Annotated in this window: 13 protein-coding genes; 6 read left to right on the plus strand and 7 right to left on the minus strand. The window is 46.5% G+C overall.

The window, feature by feature from the left end; translation table 11 throughout:
• Positions 1–22: 22 nt before the first annotated feature.
• From glpQ to rcsF, 3 genes are read right to left on the minus strand one after another with little or no spacing between them, the layout of a single operon-like run.
• Positions 23–1,180 carry a glycerophosphodiester phosphodiesterase gene (gene glpQ, locus AB8S08_RS09980; RefSeq protein ID WP_369742646.1) on the minus strand — a complete coding sequence of 386 codons (1,158 nt, stop codon included), beginning with the start codon at positions 1,178–1,180 and terminating at the stop codon, positions 23–25.
• Positions 1,162–2,205: a cysteine synthase A gene (locus AB8S08_RS09985; protein ID WP_369742647.1), complete on the minus strand. Its 1,044-nt coding sequence runs from the start codon at positions 2,203–2,205 to the stop codon at positions 1,162–1,164. The genes glpQ and AB8S08_RS09985 overlap by 19 nt, the downstream gene beginning before the upstream one ends.
• Before the next feature lie 25 nt (positions 2,206–2,230).
• Positions 2,231–2,611 (minus strand): Rcs stress response system protein RcsF, encoded by a 381-nt coding sequence (gene rcsF, locus AB8S08_RS09990; RefSeq protein WP_153826206.1) that lies wholly within the window; start codon positions 2,609–2,611, stop codon positions 2,231–2,233.
• Positions 2,612–2,988: 377 nt separating this feature from the next.
• Here rcsF and AB8S08_RS09995 point away from each other — a divergent pair, with 377 nt between their 5' ends.
• Positions 2,989–3,327 carry a P-II family nitrogen regulator gene (locus AB8S08_RS09995; RefSeq protein WP_110075831.1) on the plus strand — a complete coding sequence of 113 codons (339 nt, stop codon included), beginning with the start codon at positions 2,989–2,991 and terminating at the stop codon, positions 3,325–3,327.
• Between the two features lie 12 nt (positions 3,328–3,339).
• A complete protein-coding gene (locus tag AB8S08_RS10000; protein ID WP_369742648.1) occupies positions 3,340–4,512 on the plus strand; it encodes an ammonium transporter in 1,173 nt (390 codons plus the stop codon).
• 24 nt (positions 4,513–4,536) lie between these two features.
• Here AB8S08_RS10000 and AB8S08_RS10005 read toward each other — a convergent pair whose 3' ends face one another.
• Entirely contained in the window at positions 4,537–5,586 is a 1,050-nt protein-coding gene (locus AB8S08_RS10005; RefSeq protein WP_313932811.1) for an AI-2E family transporter, read from the minus strand.
• A 65-nt stretch (positions 5,587–5,651) separates the two neighbouring features.
• On the opposite strand from AB8S08_RS10005, the gene AB8S08_RS10010 reads away from it, so the two are divergent.
• Positions 5,652–6,146, plus strand: coding sequence for a DUF962 domain-containing protein (locus AB8S08_RS10010; protein WP_110075834.1), 495 nt, complete (start codon positions 5,652–5,654; stop codon positions 6,144–6,146).
• A gap of 21 nt (positions 6,147–6,167) precedes the next feature.
• Here AB8S08_RS10010 and AB8S08_RS10015 read toward each other — a convergent pair whose 3' ends face one another.
• Positions 6,168–8,882: a putative bifunctional diguanylate cyclase/phosphodiesterase gene (locus AB8S08_RS10015; protein ID WP_369742649.1), complete on the minus strand. Its 2,715-nt coding sequence runs from the start codon at positions 8,880–8,882 to the stop codon at positions 6,168–6,170.
• A gap of 15 nt (positions 8,883–8,897) precedes the next feature.
• On the minus strand, positions 8,898–9,548 hold the full coding sequence (gene elbB, locus AB8S08_RS10020) for an isoprenoid biosynthesis glyoxalase ElbB (RefSeq protein ID WP_369742650.1): 651 nt from the start codon (positions 9,546–9,548) through the stop codon (positions 8,898–8,900).
• A gap of 84 nt (positions 9,549–9,632) precedes the next feature.
• Between elbB and AB8S08_RS10025 the strand changes: the two genes are divergently transcribed.
• The 3 genes from AB8S08_RS10025 (at position 9,633) to AB8S08_RS10035 (ending at position 14,171) form a co-directional block, all read left to right on the plus strand.
• Positions 9,633–10,184: a DUF3750 domain-containing protein gene (locus AB8S08_RS10025; protein WP_153826212.1), complete on the plus strand. Its 552-nt coding sequence runs from the start codon at positions 9,633–9,635 to the stop codon at positions 10,182–10,184.
• A 93-nt stretch (positions 10,185–10,277) separates the two neighbouring features.
• Complete coding sequence (locus AB8S08_RS10030; protein WP_313932808.1) at positions 10,278–12,470, plus strand: OsmC domain/YcaO domain-containing protein; 2,193 nt, start codon at positions 10,278–10,280, stop codon at positions 12,468–12,470.
• Positions 12,471–12,503: 33 nt separating this feature from the next.
• Positions 12,504–14,171, plus strand: coding sequence for a SulP family inorganic anion transporter (locus AB8S08_RS10035; protein WP_369742651.1), 1,668 nt, complete (start codon positions 12,504–12,506; stop codon positions 14,169–14,171).
• Here AB8S08_RS10035 and AB8S08_RS10040 read toward each other — a convergent pair.
• Positions 14,168–15,112 carry a tetratricopeptide repeat protein gene (locus AB8S08_RS10040; protein ID WP_369742652.1) on the minus strand — a complete coding sequence of 315 codons (945 nt, stop codon included), beginning with the start codon at positions 15,110–15,112 and terminating at the stop codon, positions 14,168–14,170. The genes AB8S08_RS10035 and AB8S08_RS10040 overlap by 4 nt on opposite strands.
• Positions 15,113–15,241: the final 129 nt, after the last annotated feature.

Genomic DNA, 15,241 nt, shown 5'->3' on the forward strand with positions numbered 1-15,241 from the left:
TGTCAGCCAAGTTTTCATAGGTCTATAAATCAGGAAAGTCAGTAAAAATCCCGTCTACACCCAGTTCAGTCAACGCTTTTTTTAGCTCTTCATAGGAAGCAAACCCTGATGGCAGTTGATCTGCTCGCAAGGTATATACGTGCACTTTTAAACCTGCTTGATGAGCGTGTGGCACCACTTCTCGCCAACGCCAGCGTTGGGCAGCTGCTAACCATGACGACTGAGCTGTTGAAGATTGTGCAGTGGCGGCCGGTGCTAACGCATCCGTGCTTTGCACCGCTGGCCCTTGATACAAATGGTCAAGCCATATGCCAACACCATCGGCGTACGAACTCAACGTTTCTAGGCCAGCAGCCGTTAGCATAAGATTGTAATCGACCGAGCTTTGGTTCCAACGATTGTCAGCAATCAATTGAATCAGCGGAATCTCAGTCAAAAATTCGCGCTTCAAGCGGCGCAAAACTTCAGGGTCAAAACTTTGTAAATAAATGGGAGTTGCGGGTACAGGATCAGTATAACCGTACTTACCTAGCACTTGCATCACTGCCGCGGGTAGGTCGTAGTTCTGTTGCTGATGCCAAGGCGCATTCTTTAATTCAACATAGATGCCGGTATTGCGCTTAAAACTATGGTTTAAGCCTTGCACCAATTCAATACTTTCAGCTAATGACATCACCCTAAAGCGCCCTTTATCGTGAGGAAAGCGCGCTGGATATTGTTGCTTAGCGGAGCCTTTTGCGCCGGCTTTAGTATGCTCACTACGTTCATGAAAATTAAGCTGCTGCAGTTCTGCGAAGGTAAAATCTAATGCATAGTAGTGACCATTAGGGCGCTTTTTATCTGGAAACACCTCAGCAACATTACTCACCGCGTCTAATTGCAAGTCATGTAATACCACGGGCACATGATCACGGGTTAAAACCACATCTTGTTCAATATAGTCCGCCCCCTGGGCAAATGCGATGGCAACCGCAGCCAAACTATGCTCCGGTGCGTAACCAGATGCACCGCGATGAGCGATGATGGTTAAAGGCGCACCTTTCTTAACTGACTCGGCCGCTGCTTGCGGTTGATTCTCAGCTTCATAAATCGCGGCATAACTAGGCAGAATAAAAAGACTCAGAAGGCCCATCCAAGTGACTGCCAAAGCTGGCAATGCTTTCACGCTTGTCGATACCATACCTTTTCTCCTTGGTCGCGATAGCGAGCTAACAACTCATGGATAGGTTCAGGCTGCAGCGCGAGTCCACGCTGCTGTAAATAATCATCGTTGTACAACTTACTCGCTGAACGCTCACCCAAATCACAAGCAAAAGTTACGATGGTTTTACCTGGACCATGCAACGCCGCAGCTTGCAAAGCACCGGCAACGTTCAAACAAGAGCTACTACCCAGTACTAAGCCTTCCGTATCCCGAATATAGCGCGATAAGCTCACGAGGTCTTGGTCAGGTAAGTTTACGGCAGCGTCTATTCGTGCTTGCTTGAAGTTTTCGACCAAACGCATGATACCAATGCCCTCGGTAAATGAACTTCCTTGGCTGATGTACTCACCTTGTTTCAAATAGCTGTAGATACCTGAGCCATCCGGGTCCGCTAACCATACTTGCAGGTCTGGATTTTGCTCTTTTAAGTACATGGAGTTACCTGCAATGGTACCACCGGTACCGGCTACCGAAACAAAAATATCCACTTGCCCGTGAGTTTGCTGCCAAATTTCGGGCCCGGTCATCAGGTAATGCGCTCTGGCGTTGCTCGTATTTTCGAACTGATTCGCCCACCAATAATCCTCACGGCTTTCAGCTAAGCGACGCGCCGTATGATAAAAGTGATTGTCATTTTTGAAGGGCACTGGGTCCACGGTTTTTAACTGGGCGCCGTGTAGAGTAATCATGCGTTCTTTTTCTTTCGACTGGTCGTTTGGCATCACTGCCAACATTTTCAAACCAAACGAACTAGCAACCAATGCTAAGCCGATTCCGGTATTACCTGCGGTACCTTCAACAATGGTCATACCCGGCTGTAATTCGCCGCTGGTTAGGGCATCTTTAATAATCTGCAATGCCGCTCTATCCTTTATCGAGCCACCCGGATTTTGTGATTCTAATTTCACTAAAATCTCACAGCCGGTTAACTCGGATAGACCATTCAAACGCAGCATATCGGTTTGTCCAATCAAATCAGCATTACGTTTTGCTACTTTCATGATGGCTCCTTACTTCTTTTCACTTTTAGTTTAGTGGCTGCATTTGATAGGCGTCACCCTCACACAACCAACGCAAGCGACACTGTGCTGATTCGGCTTTGATGCATTGCTTTAATACTAGTGCATTAGCTCCTAACTCTGCAGCCGCTTGCTTTAACTGCAACAAAGCTTGCTGCTGGCTCGGTTCTTGGTTCCAAAAATGCGCTTGGCAAGATTCGCCAGCAACAGCGCCTAAACTCGTAAAACTAACATCAGTGCGAGATAACTCGTAAGGTCGAATAAACTCAACCGTATCCTGCAGCTGTTGCTGCTGTGCTGTGGTATCAGGGACGGGGGCGGCGCAACCACTGATGGCAACGACTAGCGCCAGCATCAAGCTTAACCCTATGGCATGAATGATATTCATCACTACTCCTATACGAGTAAGTTAGTTTGCAACCAAATCTGTTGACTTATCATAACGTGAGCTACGCAGCGCATACAGTCATTGCGGCTAAATTAATCTAGTTTATTTGATTATATCTTAGTGCAATCACTACTAACAAAGACCTGTTGGCAAGCGGATCGCTGCACTGTAATGGTGCGAATTCGCCTATTCTCCGGTTAGTCGTGCTCGATTTGTGAGCAACGCGTTATCTTCCTTTATCTTCATCTGCACCTCACTATTTCTCGCCACGCCCCACCGCAACAGCACGCACTGATTTTTTCTAAAACTTGGCACATGGCTTGCAACAGGCTGTATGAACTCAGTAAACCTTTATTCACCTAAACAGGAGCTACACCATGCAACTTGTTATTGCAATCATCAAGCCCGCTAAGCTAAGCGACGTGCGTGAAGCATTAGCTGAGCTTGGTTGTCAGGGCATGACCATTACCGAAGTGCGAGGCTTTGGTCGGCAAAAAGGGCATACCGAATTATATCGGGGCGCTGAATACCGCATCGATTTTTTACCCAAATTACGGATTGATCTTGCCGTGACCGACGAACAACTAGAAAACGTGGTGGAAACCATCCGTGATGCAGCTTTTACCGGTAATACTGGCGACGGCAAAATTTTTGTCTGCCCACTGACCCATGTGATTCGTATTCGCACTGGCGAAACTGACCGCAGTGCTATTTAGGAGAAGCCGACAATGACAGTCACCGATTTAAGTTACGCTCTTAATACTTTTTATCTACTGGTAAGTGCTGCCCTAGTCATGTGGATGGCTGCTGGGTTTGCCATGCTAGAAGCAGGTCTCGTGCGCAGCAAAAACACCACCGAGATTCTAGTTAAAAACATCTTACTTTATGCGATTGCCTGCCTCTGCTATTTACTTATCGGTTATACGCTAATGTACGGCAGCCCAGATGTCACCGACTTTGCGCCACAGGCGAACTTTTTCTTTCAAGTCGTTTTTGTGGCAACCGCTATGTCGATTGTATCTGGTGCAGTTGCCGAGAGAATGAAATTAACTAGTTTTTTACTCTTTGCAGTCGTCATGACTAGCTTCATTTATCCTATTCAAGGGTCTTGGAGTTGGGGTGGCGGGTTTCTAGCTAACGCTGGTTTTATCGATTTTGCTGGCTCAGGCATTGTTCATCTTGCCGGCGCTGCGGCCGCTCTAGCTGGTGTCTTACTGCTCGGTCCGCGCAAAGGTAAATACGGACATAGTGGTAATATTTATGCTATTCCAGGTGCCAACATCCCTCTTGCAGCCCTTGGAACCTTGATTTTGTGGTTAGGCTGGTTTGGTTTTAACGGTGGTTCTCAACTAAGTATTGTCGGCCAAAACAACAGCTCTGCGGTAGCTCAAATTTTTGTGAATACCAATACCGCGGCAGCAGCGGGAGCTCTTGCCGCATTTCTGCTGGTGCGTATCATCTGGCGTAAATCAGACCTGACCATGATCTTAAACGGCGCTCTCGCTGGGTTAGTAGCTATCACTGCTGAGCCAAGTGCCAGTTCAGCGATAACCGCTAGCCTCATCGGCTTGGGTGCTGGGGTGTTGGTTGTGGTTGCCATCATTGGGCTTGACCGAGCTCATATTGATGATCCCGTTGGTGCCATTTCTGTTCATGGGGTTTGCGGCATCTACGGCCTACTGATGGTCAGCATGACCCATCCTGAAGCCACTCTACTAACTCAGCTGTACGGTATTGCGGTGATTTTTGCTTGGGTGTTTAGCCTAAGCCTACTTATTTGGTGGCTATTGCGGGTCACCATGGGTATTAGGATAAGTGCCGAACACGAATACAGCGGTGCCGATATTGCTGACTGTGGAGTAGAAGCCTATCCTGAATTTGTGTACGGTAAAACTAAGTGACAATAATGCCCTGTGGGAGCTTTCCTACAGGGCGTTGTTATTGTAATCTTGCATGAAAATTTGCCAAGTTGCCATAAACAATGCAGCAATTAACGGCCCAATCACAAACCCATTAATACCGAACAAAGTAATACCGCCGATAGTTGAAAACAGCACGATATAATCGGGTAGTTTGGTATCTCGACCAACCAAAATAGGACGTAGCACATTATCTGCAAGGCCGATAATAATAGCCCCATAGGCGAGCAAGATAGTGGCGCTTATCCAAGCTCCGGTGGCATATAAATAAAGGCTAACCGGCAGCCAAATAAGTGCCGCTCCTACCGCAGGAATCAGCGATAAAAACGCCATAATAACGCCCCACAACAAGGGGCCAGGAATATCCAAAATCCAAAAGATGATGCCGCCAAGTGCTCCCTGTACGATGGCCACCACGAGATTACCTTTTACCGTTGCTCGCGTTACTTCAACAAACTTTTGAAATAACTGATGCTCACGTTCATCCCCTAGCGGCAAGGCTTTAATTAACAAACGCCGTAACTTACGGCCATCTCGTAATAAGAAAAATGCCAAGTACATCATTAAGGCAGTACTGATTAAAAAGCTAAAGGTGTTTTGCCCAATCACCAACGATTCTTTGGCAAGATACTTGCTTACCGCTTGGATAGCACTGACCACTTGTTCCCGAATATCATTAGGATTAATACCCAGCTCTTCTAGCGCTTGGTCTACGAACGGATAAGCATCCCGCAGTTGCTGCAAGATAGCACGCGGGTCAATTTCACCGGAATCTAGTTGCTGGTAAAACTTGAGGCCTTCTTGTACAAACGCAGTAGCTAAAAAAACCAACGGTAACACCACTATGGTCATGCAAATCAATAGGGTGATAAATGCATGGGTATTAGGATAATGACCAAATTTAGCGCGTAAGCGCAACTGCAACGGAGAAAAGATAACAGCAACGGCACAAGCCCAAAAAATAGCGGACCAAAAGGGTTCGAGAATAATACCAAAGGCGAAGGTCACTGCTATGAGTAAAATAATAAAAGATCTAAATTCTAATTTTTCTCGCATGGTTGCGCCTTGTTGGGTAAAAGAATACAGTTAATATTGGCAATATTCCTTGAGATGAGCAAGCTATGAAAACAATAACAGACCATTTAGCCGGCTATGCTGCGTACCATCGCGATCGCAGAAACATATACACTCACTTGGTAGGGATTCCGATGATTGTTATCGCTATCGAGATCTTACTGTCGCGACCCAGCGGTATCATCATGGGGGTACCACTCTCCCCTGCTATTCTTGTCAGTGCCCTAGCTGCACTCTTCTATCTTAAATTAGATGTGTTTTTAGGAGTACTGATGACGTTGCTGCTAGGCTTAGCCGTATGGTTAGGCAGCCATGTTGCCTTGTTACCTACCAGTGCTTGGCTCAGCTGGGGCATCGGCTTATTTGTGATCGGCTGGGTATTTCAGTTCATTGGCCATTATTACGAAGGACGCAAACCAGCATTCGTAGACGATATTATGGGCTTAGCTATCGGGCCTTTATTCGTCGTTGCTGAAGTGGTTTTCATGCTCGGTTTAAAAAAACCACTGCATCAGGCCATTGAGGCAAGATTCAGCTCGTGACTGCAAAGGGGAATGTCAGCATCAGCTCGACGATCCCCCGGCTGCTGAATGGTTCTGCAAAAAGACTTCAAGTTCGTTAATGGGCATTGGGCGCGCATAAAAATAACCTTGAGCCCGGTTGCAACCAATCTCACGAAAGTAATTAGCCATAGCCGCCGTCTCAACGCCTTCTATGACCACTTGTTTGCCAATTTCCTGGCAAATGGTAACCAGCATGGTAACAATTCGCGCCTGTTTAGTATCTACCAGAACATCTTGCGTGAACGACCGATCAAACTTAATACAATCAGCCGGTAGCTGGTACAGATAAGATAGACTTGAATAACCGGTACCAAAATCATCAATAGCAATACTACATCCCAGCTCAGTTAACGATGCTAAGCTAGTTTGCGAACCTGCCGAGTGCTCAATAAAGTCACTTTCTGTGAGCTCAAGCACTAGCTTGTTTGCGTTAACTCCATAGCGCTGCAGCTGAACCTCCAAGAAATCAGCAAATGGATAACGCTTTAATTGCTGCGATGATACGTTTATCGCCACAGTCAGTGATTGTAAGCAGCTATGGCTCCCTATATCGGCTAATACCTGCTGTACCACTAATTCACCTAGTTGTATGATTTGACCGGTTCGTTCTGCAATTGGAATAAATACAGCGGGTGAAATATGGCTACCGGTGTCGGTTTGCCAACGAACTAGACTCTCAACACTAACGATGGCTCCTGTTTGGAGATCAATAATCGGTTGATAAACTACTTTCAGCTGGCGTCTATCCAGGGCTTTCTGAAGTTCATTTCGAATGGATACTATGGTGCGATAATTATCTGCCATTTCTTCCACAAAAAAGCGATAGGTGTTGCCACCTGCTTGCTTGGCTGCCGACATAGCTACATCGGCTAATTGAATCAGCTGTTGTTGCGACTGAGCGGCAATGGCCGTATGAGCAATCCCAATACTCGCGGTAAGATGTAATTCAAATCCTTCCACATCAATTTGTTGACGCACTGCAGCTAGTAAATTTTCTGCTAGGTGTTGGGTTTGTTGCTCGTCTAACTGGTCCGAAAATACAATAAATTCATCACTACTGAAACGAGCAATAGAACAGTTGTTTGGGCACTGCCGGCTGATCCGAGCGCCGATAATCTTTAATACTTGATCACCTAACGAGTGGCCTAAACTGTCATTAACTGGTTTAAAACCATCAAGATCAATAAATAAAATCATGCTTTGATTGTTGGCTTGCGCAAAACTCGAGTTCATAGTTTCGCGCAGGGCATCACGACGCAATAGCCCCGTAATTTCGTCGTAGCGCGCTAACTGGTAAATCCGACTTTTTTCATGACGTAACTGTTTGGACCTATCTGCCGCTAAAATAAAAGTGAAACAGAATGCCAAGCTAGCCCACAAAATTAGTTGGTTTAGTTGGGCAAAGCCACGCACGCTTGCTTGGCTTGTTAAAAAAGCAACAAAATTCAGTTCGGCGTTGTAGGTGACGGGGGCTAACCTACTCAGATAATATGGAAACTGTTGCTGTAATTCATTTAAAGTGAAAGTTTTGAAGCTAGCCGCATCAAGAGGAACCAACACCTCTTGAGTTAATTGGACATATGTATCTAACCCAGGAAAACCGCGTAAATAATCTAAATTTGTGATCCGCTGAACGTTTATCAACGCCACCACCACCAGCGGTTCGGCCGCTACTGCTGGCAACGGAACCTTGATTAATAACAACGGCTGGGGAGTTTGCAGAGAACCGCCATGAAGGGTTCGTTGCACACTATTATCAGCATCCTGCAACCAACCTACAAACATATCGGTTTTAAACATATCCAGTTCGAGCGCACTATCACTTAAACCATGAACTTGCACTAGTTCACCATTTTGACGAAGTAATAACACCCCATCAATTAGAGGATAATCACTGCTAAGAGCTTCACCATCACGGCTGATAATAGCTGGCAATTCAGTGGCACTGGCTTGTAGCCAACGCTCTTGGGCGCGGCGGAACATCTGTGTGGTTGACTCTAATCTATCCACAATGGCTTGCGATACAGTCGCAATTTTCAGCTCGGCTTGGGTCGTTTCATGTTGCACATTAAAGAGCGTTAACACAAACCAAATGGCATAGCCGGCCTGCATCACCAAGGCTGCTATCAATGCAGTTTTGGATAAACGCTGCTGCTTATTTGATAGTTTGTATCGTAAATGAATCCATAGCGCTACTCCGCCTAATAGCACCACCACGCTTAGAATCGAGATAGTAATTGGATTAGCTGGTTTAAGCGCCAGGATAGGAAACCACAATTGCAGTTGCATGTAGCAACCACCAAGCATCGCCGCCACGGCTGTAAGGCGCCAAATCATACGACCGCTAGCACTTGTTGCTTGCACCACAAAGGACACTGCTGCCCCCATGATTAAACTGATGATCAGCCCCATCGGGGCACTAGCTAATAATTGATTATCTCCCGCAATCACCAAGTAGAAACTGATAGCGCCAGTTGCTAACAATAAAATACCACTTAAACGCGCCCACCAACGCCATTGCAGCAGCGTAAAGAAAAACCCAAAGGAAACTAACAAACAAGCTGTTGCTAACGGTAAAGGGATAAGATGGAGGAGCAGATCCGATTGATAAACCAGCGCTTCGACCAAGCCCAACAAGCCGACGATCCAGAACAAACTGGTAATAGTGATATACACGGCTGCGGCCGCGGTACGGCTGAAATAATCAATCTTCATAAATGACCTATTACATTAGCTCCAAGCCAGTACTTGCGTGACCAATTTACCAATGCCCACGTCAGCTTCAGCGACCGATTGCGCCAGCATATAAGCAGGCGTCGTTACTACCTTGTGTTCCGCATCCACCACTATGTCATCTACTGTGCATTCAATATGTTCAGCTCCCATTTGCTGCAAGGCAGCCGCAGTATCAGCATCGTTACCTATCGTTAACTTAATTCCAGCCGGATAAACTAGAGGAAGCAGCGCCGGCGCAATACACATGTATCCAGCCGGCTTACCTTGCTCCGCAAATTCTGTACAGACTCGTTTTACCTCAGCATCGATGCTTGCCGCAGCACCTTTAAACGCAAAATCGCACAAGTTTTTCGCCACGCCAAAGCCACCAGGAATAATCAAAGCATCAAATTGTGCCGCCTGCAATTCAGTGAGCGCTTGCACCTCGCCGCGCGCAATACGCGCTGATTCTTGCAGCACATTCCGCGAGTTAGCTTCCGTAGCTCCGGTCAGATGATTTATCACGTGATGCTGGGGTTTATCAGGAGCAAAACATTGGTAGCTGGCGCTAGCTTTCGTTAAATGCAGCAAAGTTAACACCACTTCATTAATTTCACTGCCATCAAAAACACCGCTACCAGCTAGTATCACTGCAACTTTTTTCATCGGCTCCTACTCCTTTATGCTGTTATCACCGTATAAGATAGCTGATAGATTGATTGTTATTAAAGCTGAGATCAAGGGTGAATCATGTTGTTACGTATTACGCTACTAGTTTTGACTGTGCTATTAGCTGGCTGTTCTGGGTCGGATTGGCGCACCGCATCACGTGAGCCAGCCGGATTGGCTGTCGACCCAACTCAACATCCAGAGGCTGTGATCGAAGTTTACGCGGCTGATGCTTTTGGTTGGCGCGGCTGGTTTGCCGTGCATACCTGGATTGCCGTGAAGCCAGAAAATGCCCGTGAGTATACCGTACATGAAGTGGTGGGCTGGCGCGTGGATAGGGGGCAACCGGCACTCTACAGCTATCAAACCCCTACCCCAGATCGTTATTGGTACGGTGCTAAGCCAGAAAAATTATTAGAACTAAGAGGTGCTAATGCAGCTCAGTTGATACCGCAAATCGCCGCAGCGGCACAGCGTTATCCATGGGCCAATGAATATACCGCAGTGCCTGGACCTAATAGTAATACCTTTCCGGCTTGGATTGCGAAACAAGTACCCGAGCTTGGCTTGCAGTTACCCTTCAGTGCCATTGGTAGCGGCTATGCCGACAAGGATCCGAACAACGCTGATTAGTTCAGCTTAATTCTAGCTTGAACATAGCAAAACTTGCTAAATAAGGGATAATAGCCACCTAAATACATTCTTTTGTTGGTTAGGTGGCTACCCATGGAAATTAAAGTTAACTTTCTCGATAACTTACGGCTTGAGGCGAAGTTTGATGACTTCACCGTAGTGACCGATCAACCGATACGGTACAAAGGTGATGGTTCAGCTCCTAGCCCCTTTGATTATTTTCTTGCCTCTTCAGCCATGTGCGCTGCCTATTTTGTGAAAGTTTATTGCCTATCCCGCAATATTCCGACCGATAACATTCGTTTATCACAAAACAATATTGTTGACCCTGAGAATCGCTACAACCAAATTTTTAAAATCCAAGTTGAGCTACCAGAAGATATCTCAGACAAAGATCGCCAAGGTATTTTACGCTCTATCGATCGCTGCACCGTCAAAAAAGTAGTGCAAACTGGGCCTGAGTTTCAAATTGAGGTGGTGGAGAATCTGGATGAAGATGCTCAAGCCCTATTAATGGGTGCCCCAGAGGGTGGCAGCCTGACTTATATTGAAGGTAAAGATCTACCTTTAGAGCAAACCATTGCGAATATGACCCAGATCCTTGCTAATTTGGGTATGAAAATAGAAATCGCCTCGTGGCGCAATATAGTACCGCATGTTTGGTCGTTACATATTCGCGATGCAGCCTCTCCTATGTGCTTTACCAATGGTAAAGGCGCCACCAAAGAAAGTGCCCTAGCCTCAGCCTTGGGTGAATTTATTGAGCGTCTGAACTGCAACTTCTTTTACAACGACCAATATTTTGGTGAAACCATTGCTAACGCAGATTTTGTGCACTATCCCAATGAACGATGGTTTCAGCCTGGACCAAACGATGAGTTGCCAGAAGGGCTACTTGATGAGTATTGCTTAACGATTTATAACCCAGATGATGAACTCCTTGGTTCTCATCTAATTGACACAAACTCAGGACGTCGTGATCGTGGTATCTGTGCTCTGCCCTATGTGCGCCAGAGTGATGGTGAGACTGTTTATTTTCCTTCAAACTTAATTGAAAATCTCTACCTAAGTAATGGTATGAGCGCCGGCAATACGTTACCAGAAGCTCAAGTACAATGCTTATCTGAGATTTTTGAACGGGCGGTCAAAAAGTACATTATAGAAGAGGAAATTGCACTACCTGACGTGCCCGCTGAAGTGCTGGCTAAATATCCAGCGATTGTTGAAGGTATTCAAGCATTAGAAGCACAAGGCTTTCCTGTGTTGGTGAAAGATGCATCGCTGGGCGGACAATTCCCGGTCATGTGTGTCACCTTAATGAACCCCCGCACTGGTGGTGTGTTCGCCTCCTTTGGCGCCCATCCTAGTTTGCATGTGGCGTTAGAACGCAGCCTTACCGAGTTGTTGCAAGGGCGTAGTTTTGAGGGCCTGAATGACTTTATGCCTCCTACCTTCAATTCGATGGCGGTAACTGAACCCAATAACTATGTCGAGCATTTTATCGATTCTTCTGGGGTCATTTCATGGCGCTTCTTCAGTGCCCGCAGTGACTACGAGTTTGTTGAATGGGATTTTTCTGGCAGCAATAGCGAAGAGGTTACAGCGTTATTTGGTATTTTAGCTGAATTAGGACTAGAGGCGTACATGGCGGTGCATACCGATCTTGGTGCTCCAGTCTGTCGCATCTTAGTGCCCGGTTATTCTGAGGTTTACCCCATTGAAGATTTAATTTGGGACAACACCAATAAAGCGCTAGATTATCGTCATGATATTCTAAATCTACATCGTTTAAGTGATGCTGAATTAACCGATTTAGTGGATCGTTTAGAGGCCAGCCAGCTAGATAACTACATGGATATTATTACCCTGATTGGGGTTGAGTTTGATGAAAACACGGTCTGGGGTCAATTAACCATTTTAGAGCTAAAAATCTTGATCTACTTAGCATTAGGCCGTTCAGAAGAAGCGTATGATTTGGTTGAAGCCTTTTTGCAATACAATGACAACACCGTGGCCCGCGGTCTCTTTTATCGCGCTGTAAGTGCCGTGTTAGATATCACTTTAGATGATGAGTTAGAGCTGGCCGATTATTTACCAAATCTACAACGCATGTTTGGTGAAGAAACCATGGCTGCGGTTGTGGGTAGTGTCGATGGCACCGTGCGTTTCTACGGCCTCACCCCAACTAATTCTCAATTAGAAGGGTTAGACCGTCATTTACGCCTCCTAGAAAGTTATCAAAAACTACATAACGCACGCGCAGCTGCTGCTGCTAAACTGAGTTGAGGCCAGCAAGGGAATTAACCAAAGGAATACCCCATGTTCGCGATCAAAGAGGCCTACCAAGCCGGATTATTGCAAGCTAGACATTGGCCACAGAATATTCTGGCTGGGGTTATTGTTGGTATTGTGGCGTTGCCGCTAGCAATGGCCTTTGCTATCGCTAGCGGAGTTAAACCCGAGCAAGGTATCTACACCGCGATCATTGCCGGCATCATCGTCTCCCTAGCCGGTGGTTCTCGGGTACAAATAGCAGGCCCTACCGGGGCCTTTATTGTTATTTTGGCTGGAATCGTCGCTGAACATGGCATCGTTGGCTTACAAGTGGCCACGATGATGGCTGGTGTGATCTTGCTCATCTTAGGAGCAGCTAAACTCGGTAGCATCATTCGTTATATTCCGGACCCAGTGATTATTGGTTTCACCAGCGGCATTGCAGTGATTATCTTTGTAGGACAGTGGCAAGAGTTTTTTGGGGTGACCGCTGTATCTGCTGAACATTTCCATCAACAGATCTGGGGCTTGCTACAGCAATTACCTCAGCTTGACCTAGCCACCACCGGTATCGCGATTGCCGCACTTCTAGCAGTACTGGTGACTCCCAAAATTCCATATTTAAGAAAAGTTCCCGGACCTTTAATCGCTCTGGTGCTGGCTACCCTGCTACAGCTGATATTCAATTTTGCCAGCGTACGAACTATTGGCTCCGCCTTTGGTGGCATTCCGCAGGGGTTACCAGAATTTAGCTTGCCTCAGTTAAGTTTCAGCCAGATAGTGACACTTATTGGGCCAGCATTTGCCATCGCCATGTTGGGTGCGATTGAATCTCTATTATCAGCGGTTGTAGCTGATGGCATGGCAGGAACCAAGCACCACTCTAACCAAGAATTGATGGGCCAAGGTGCTGCTAACATCATTGCTCCCTTGTTTGGCGGTATTGCTGCAACGGGTGCCATTGCCCGTACGGCAACTAATATTCGTAACGGCGGTAATAGTCCGATTGCAGGTGTTGTACATGGCCTAGTGTTGGTGATCATTTTGCTGGCGTTAGCGCCACTGGCAGATGCTATCCCTTTAGCAGCGCTCAGTGCCATCTTGTTTGTAGTGGCATGGAACATGAGCGATGCTCCTCACTTTCTTAAAATGCTGCGCCGTGCTCCGCGCGCTGATATCGCCATTTTATTAATCACGTTCTCACTCACCGTGTTTGCAGATCTGGTGGTAGCTGTGAACATTGGAGTCATCATTGCCATGTTACATTTTGTGCGGCGCATGGCTAGCAGTGTGGAAGTGAAAGCTGAGACTCAACCAGAATTGGCACCCGCTTTGGCGCAGCATCAATTAACCGAATTACCCCCAGAGATTTCAGTTTATACCCTTGAAGGACCGTTCTTTTTTGCTGCAGCAGAAACCTTTGAGCGCACCCTTGGCGCGATTCATGCACGCCCACATATATTGATCCTTCGGTTTAAGTGGGTGCCCTTTATGGATATTACGGCACTACAAACCTTAGAAGAAGTCATTCAGCGCTTTCAACGTCAACATACCCAAGTACTCATTTCGGGCGCTAATGAACGGGTGCTTAAGAAACTTGAACGAGCTGGGATTGTTACTTTAGTAGGAGTTACTTCGGTGTTTAGCAATTTTGAACCGGCTTTAGCTAAAGCGCTGGCAGAATTACCCACCAGCGCCGAGTCACGTCATTAATTATTACCTTGGCCGCCCGTTAACACATCATTGAGGCTACCTTGGCCACGGCTAGGTTTACTAATACCACAAGGGCTACCAGTGTCACCACAACCGACGCCGTTAATGCGTGAACCAATGGAGCGATTATCATAGCTACCAGAAGCATCAATCTGGTCAATCAAACGACCTAACTGACTACGATAACGATTTGCTTCGGCTGTGACGCTAATACGTTCCATAGCTTGTTCTGCCGCTAATAAGCTTTTGCCTTTAGCGGAATTCATCAGTTCGGTGCCTTGTAGCTGTTGGTTCACTTGTTTTAAATGGTTACGCGCTTCCGTATGGCCTGTGCGCGCTAATTTTGCATAGAGCTCTGCCGCTGCAGGAAGATCTTGCTCAACCAACGTACCAGTATGCTGCAATCTTGCCAGTGCATACATAGCGCTCACTAAATTTGCCTCGGCAGCTGCTTGTAACAGCGGTAATGCCTGTAATTGTTCGGCATTATCAGTACTGCCCAGTAGCTTAACGGCTTTATCATATTGGGCTGGTGCATAGCCTTTTTCTGCAGCTCTATCTAACCACAGCTGAGCTTGCTCAGTATTTTGTGGTAACACAAAACCACGCGCATACCAATCAGCCATCACAAACATCGCCAATGGATTCCGTTTACGTACACCATGCTCGATAAACTCTTTAGCTTTACCGAGATCTTGCTCGACTCCATCACCACTGGCATAAGCTAAAGCAACGACAGCTGCCGCATCGCCACTACCTTTTCGGGCCAAACGCTCAAGTTCCGAGAGCTCTTTATCACAATCACCGCTTTTGCAGATAGAAACAGCTTCAGTGGAGGCAGCTTGGCCATCAACCCGAGGCACAGCGGAAGCTGCACTGAACCAAAATTGACTAGCTAGGATACTTAGCGAACTTACGGTGACTAATAACACACGAGACATAGGAGCAAACCTTTTGGTTACTGATGATGCTAACGATTACGCAACAATGTAGCATTTAGGCCACAAGGCATACAGGTGCGCATGGTAACCATTTGTAAAAGTTGTTACAGAAAGCACCACAAAAAAGGC

This window comes from Pseudidiomarina sp. PP-1MA (assembly GCF_041200125.1).
Lineage (GTDB): Bacteria > Pseudomonadota > Gammaproteobacteria > Enterobacterales > Alteromonadaceae > Pseudidiomarina > Pseudidiomarina fusca.

Bases quoted from the DNA above. Each gene is read 5' to 3' on its own strand.
- AB8S08_RS10015 (WP_369742649.1), bottom strand. From the start codon at position 8,882: ATGAAGATTGATTATTTCAGCCGTACCGCGGCCGCAGCCGTGTATATC.
- rcsF (WP_153826206.1), bottom strand. From the start codon at position 2,611: ATGAATATCATTCATGCCATAGGGTTAAGCTTGATGCTGGCGCTAGTC.
- glpQ (WP_369742646.1), bottom strand. From the start codon at position 1,180: ATGGTATCGACAAGCGTGAAAGCATTGCCAGCTTTGGCAGTCACTTGG.
- AB8S08_RS10040 (WP_369742652.1), bottom strand. From the start codon at position 15,112: ATGTCTCGTGTGTTATTAGTCACCGTAAGTTCGCTAAGTATCCTAGCT.
- AB8S08_RS10025 (WP_153826212.1), top strand. From the start codon at position 9,633: ATGTTGTTACGTATTACGCTACTAGTTTTGACTGTGCTATTAGCTGGC.
- elbB (WP_369742650.1), bottom strand. From the start codon at position 9,548: ATGAAAAAAGTTGCAGTGATACTAGCTGGTAGCGGTGTTTTTGATGGC.
- AB8S08_RS10030 (WP_313932808.1), top strand. From the start codon at position 10,278: ATGGAAATTAAAGTTAACTTTCTCGATAACTTACGGCTTGAGGCGAAG.
- AB8S08_RS10035 (WP_369742651.1), top strand. From the start codon at position 12,504: ATGTTCGCGATCAAAGAGGCCTACCAAGCCGGATTATTGCAAGCTAGA.
- AB8S08_RS09995 (WP_110075831.1), top strand. From the start codon at position 2,989: ATGCAACTTGTTATTGCAATCATCAAGCCCGCTAAGCTAAGCGACGTG.
- AB8S08_RS09985 (WP_369742647.1), bottom strand. From the start codon at position 2,205: ATGAAAGTAGCAAAACGTAATGCTGATTTGATTGGACAAACCGATATG.
- AB8S08_RS10010 (WP_110075834.1), top strand. From the start codon at position 5,652: ATGAAAACAATAACAGACCATTTAGCCGGCTATGCTGCGTACCATCGC.
- AB8S08_RS10000 (WP_369742648.1), top strand. From the start codon at position 3,340: ATGACAGTCACCGATTTAAGTTACGCTCTTAATACTTTTTATCTACTG.
- AB8S08_RS10005 (WP_313932811.1), bottom strand. From the start codon at position 5,586: ATGCGAGAAAAATTAGAATTTAGATCTTTTATTATTTTACTCATAGCA.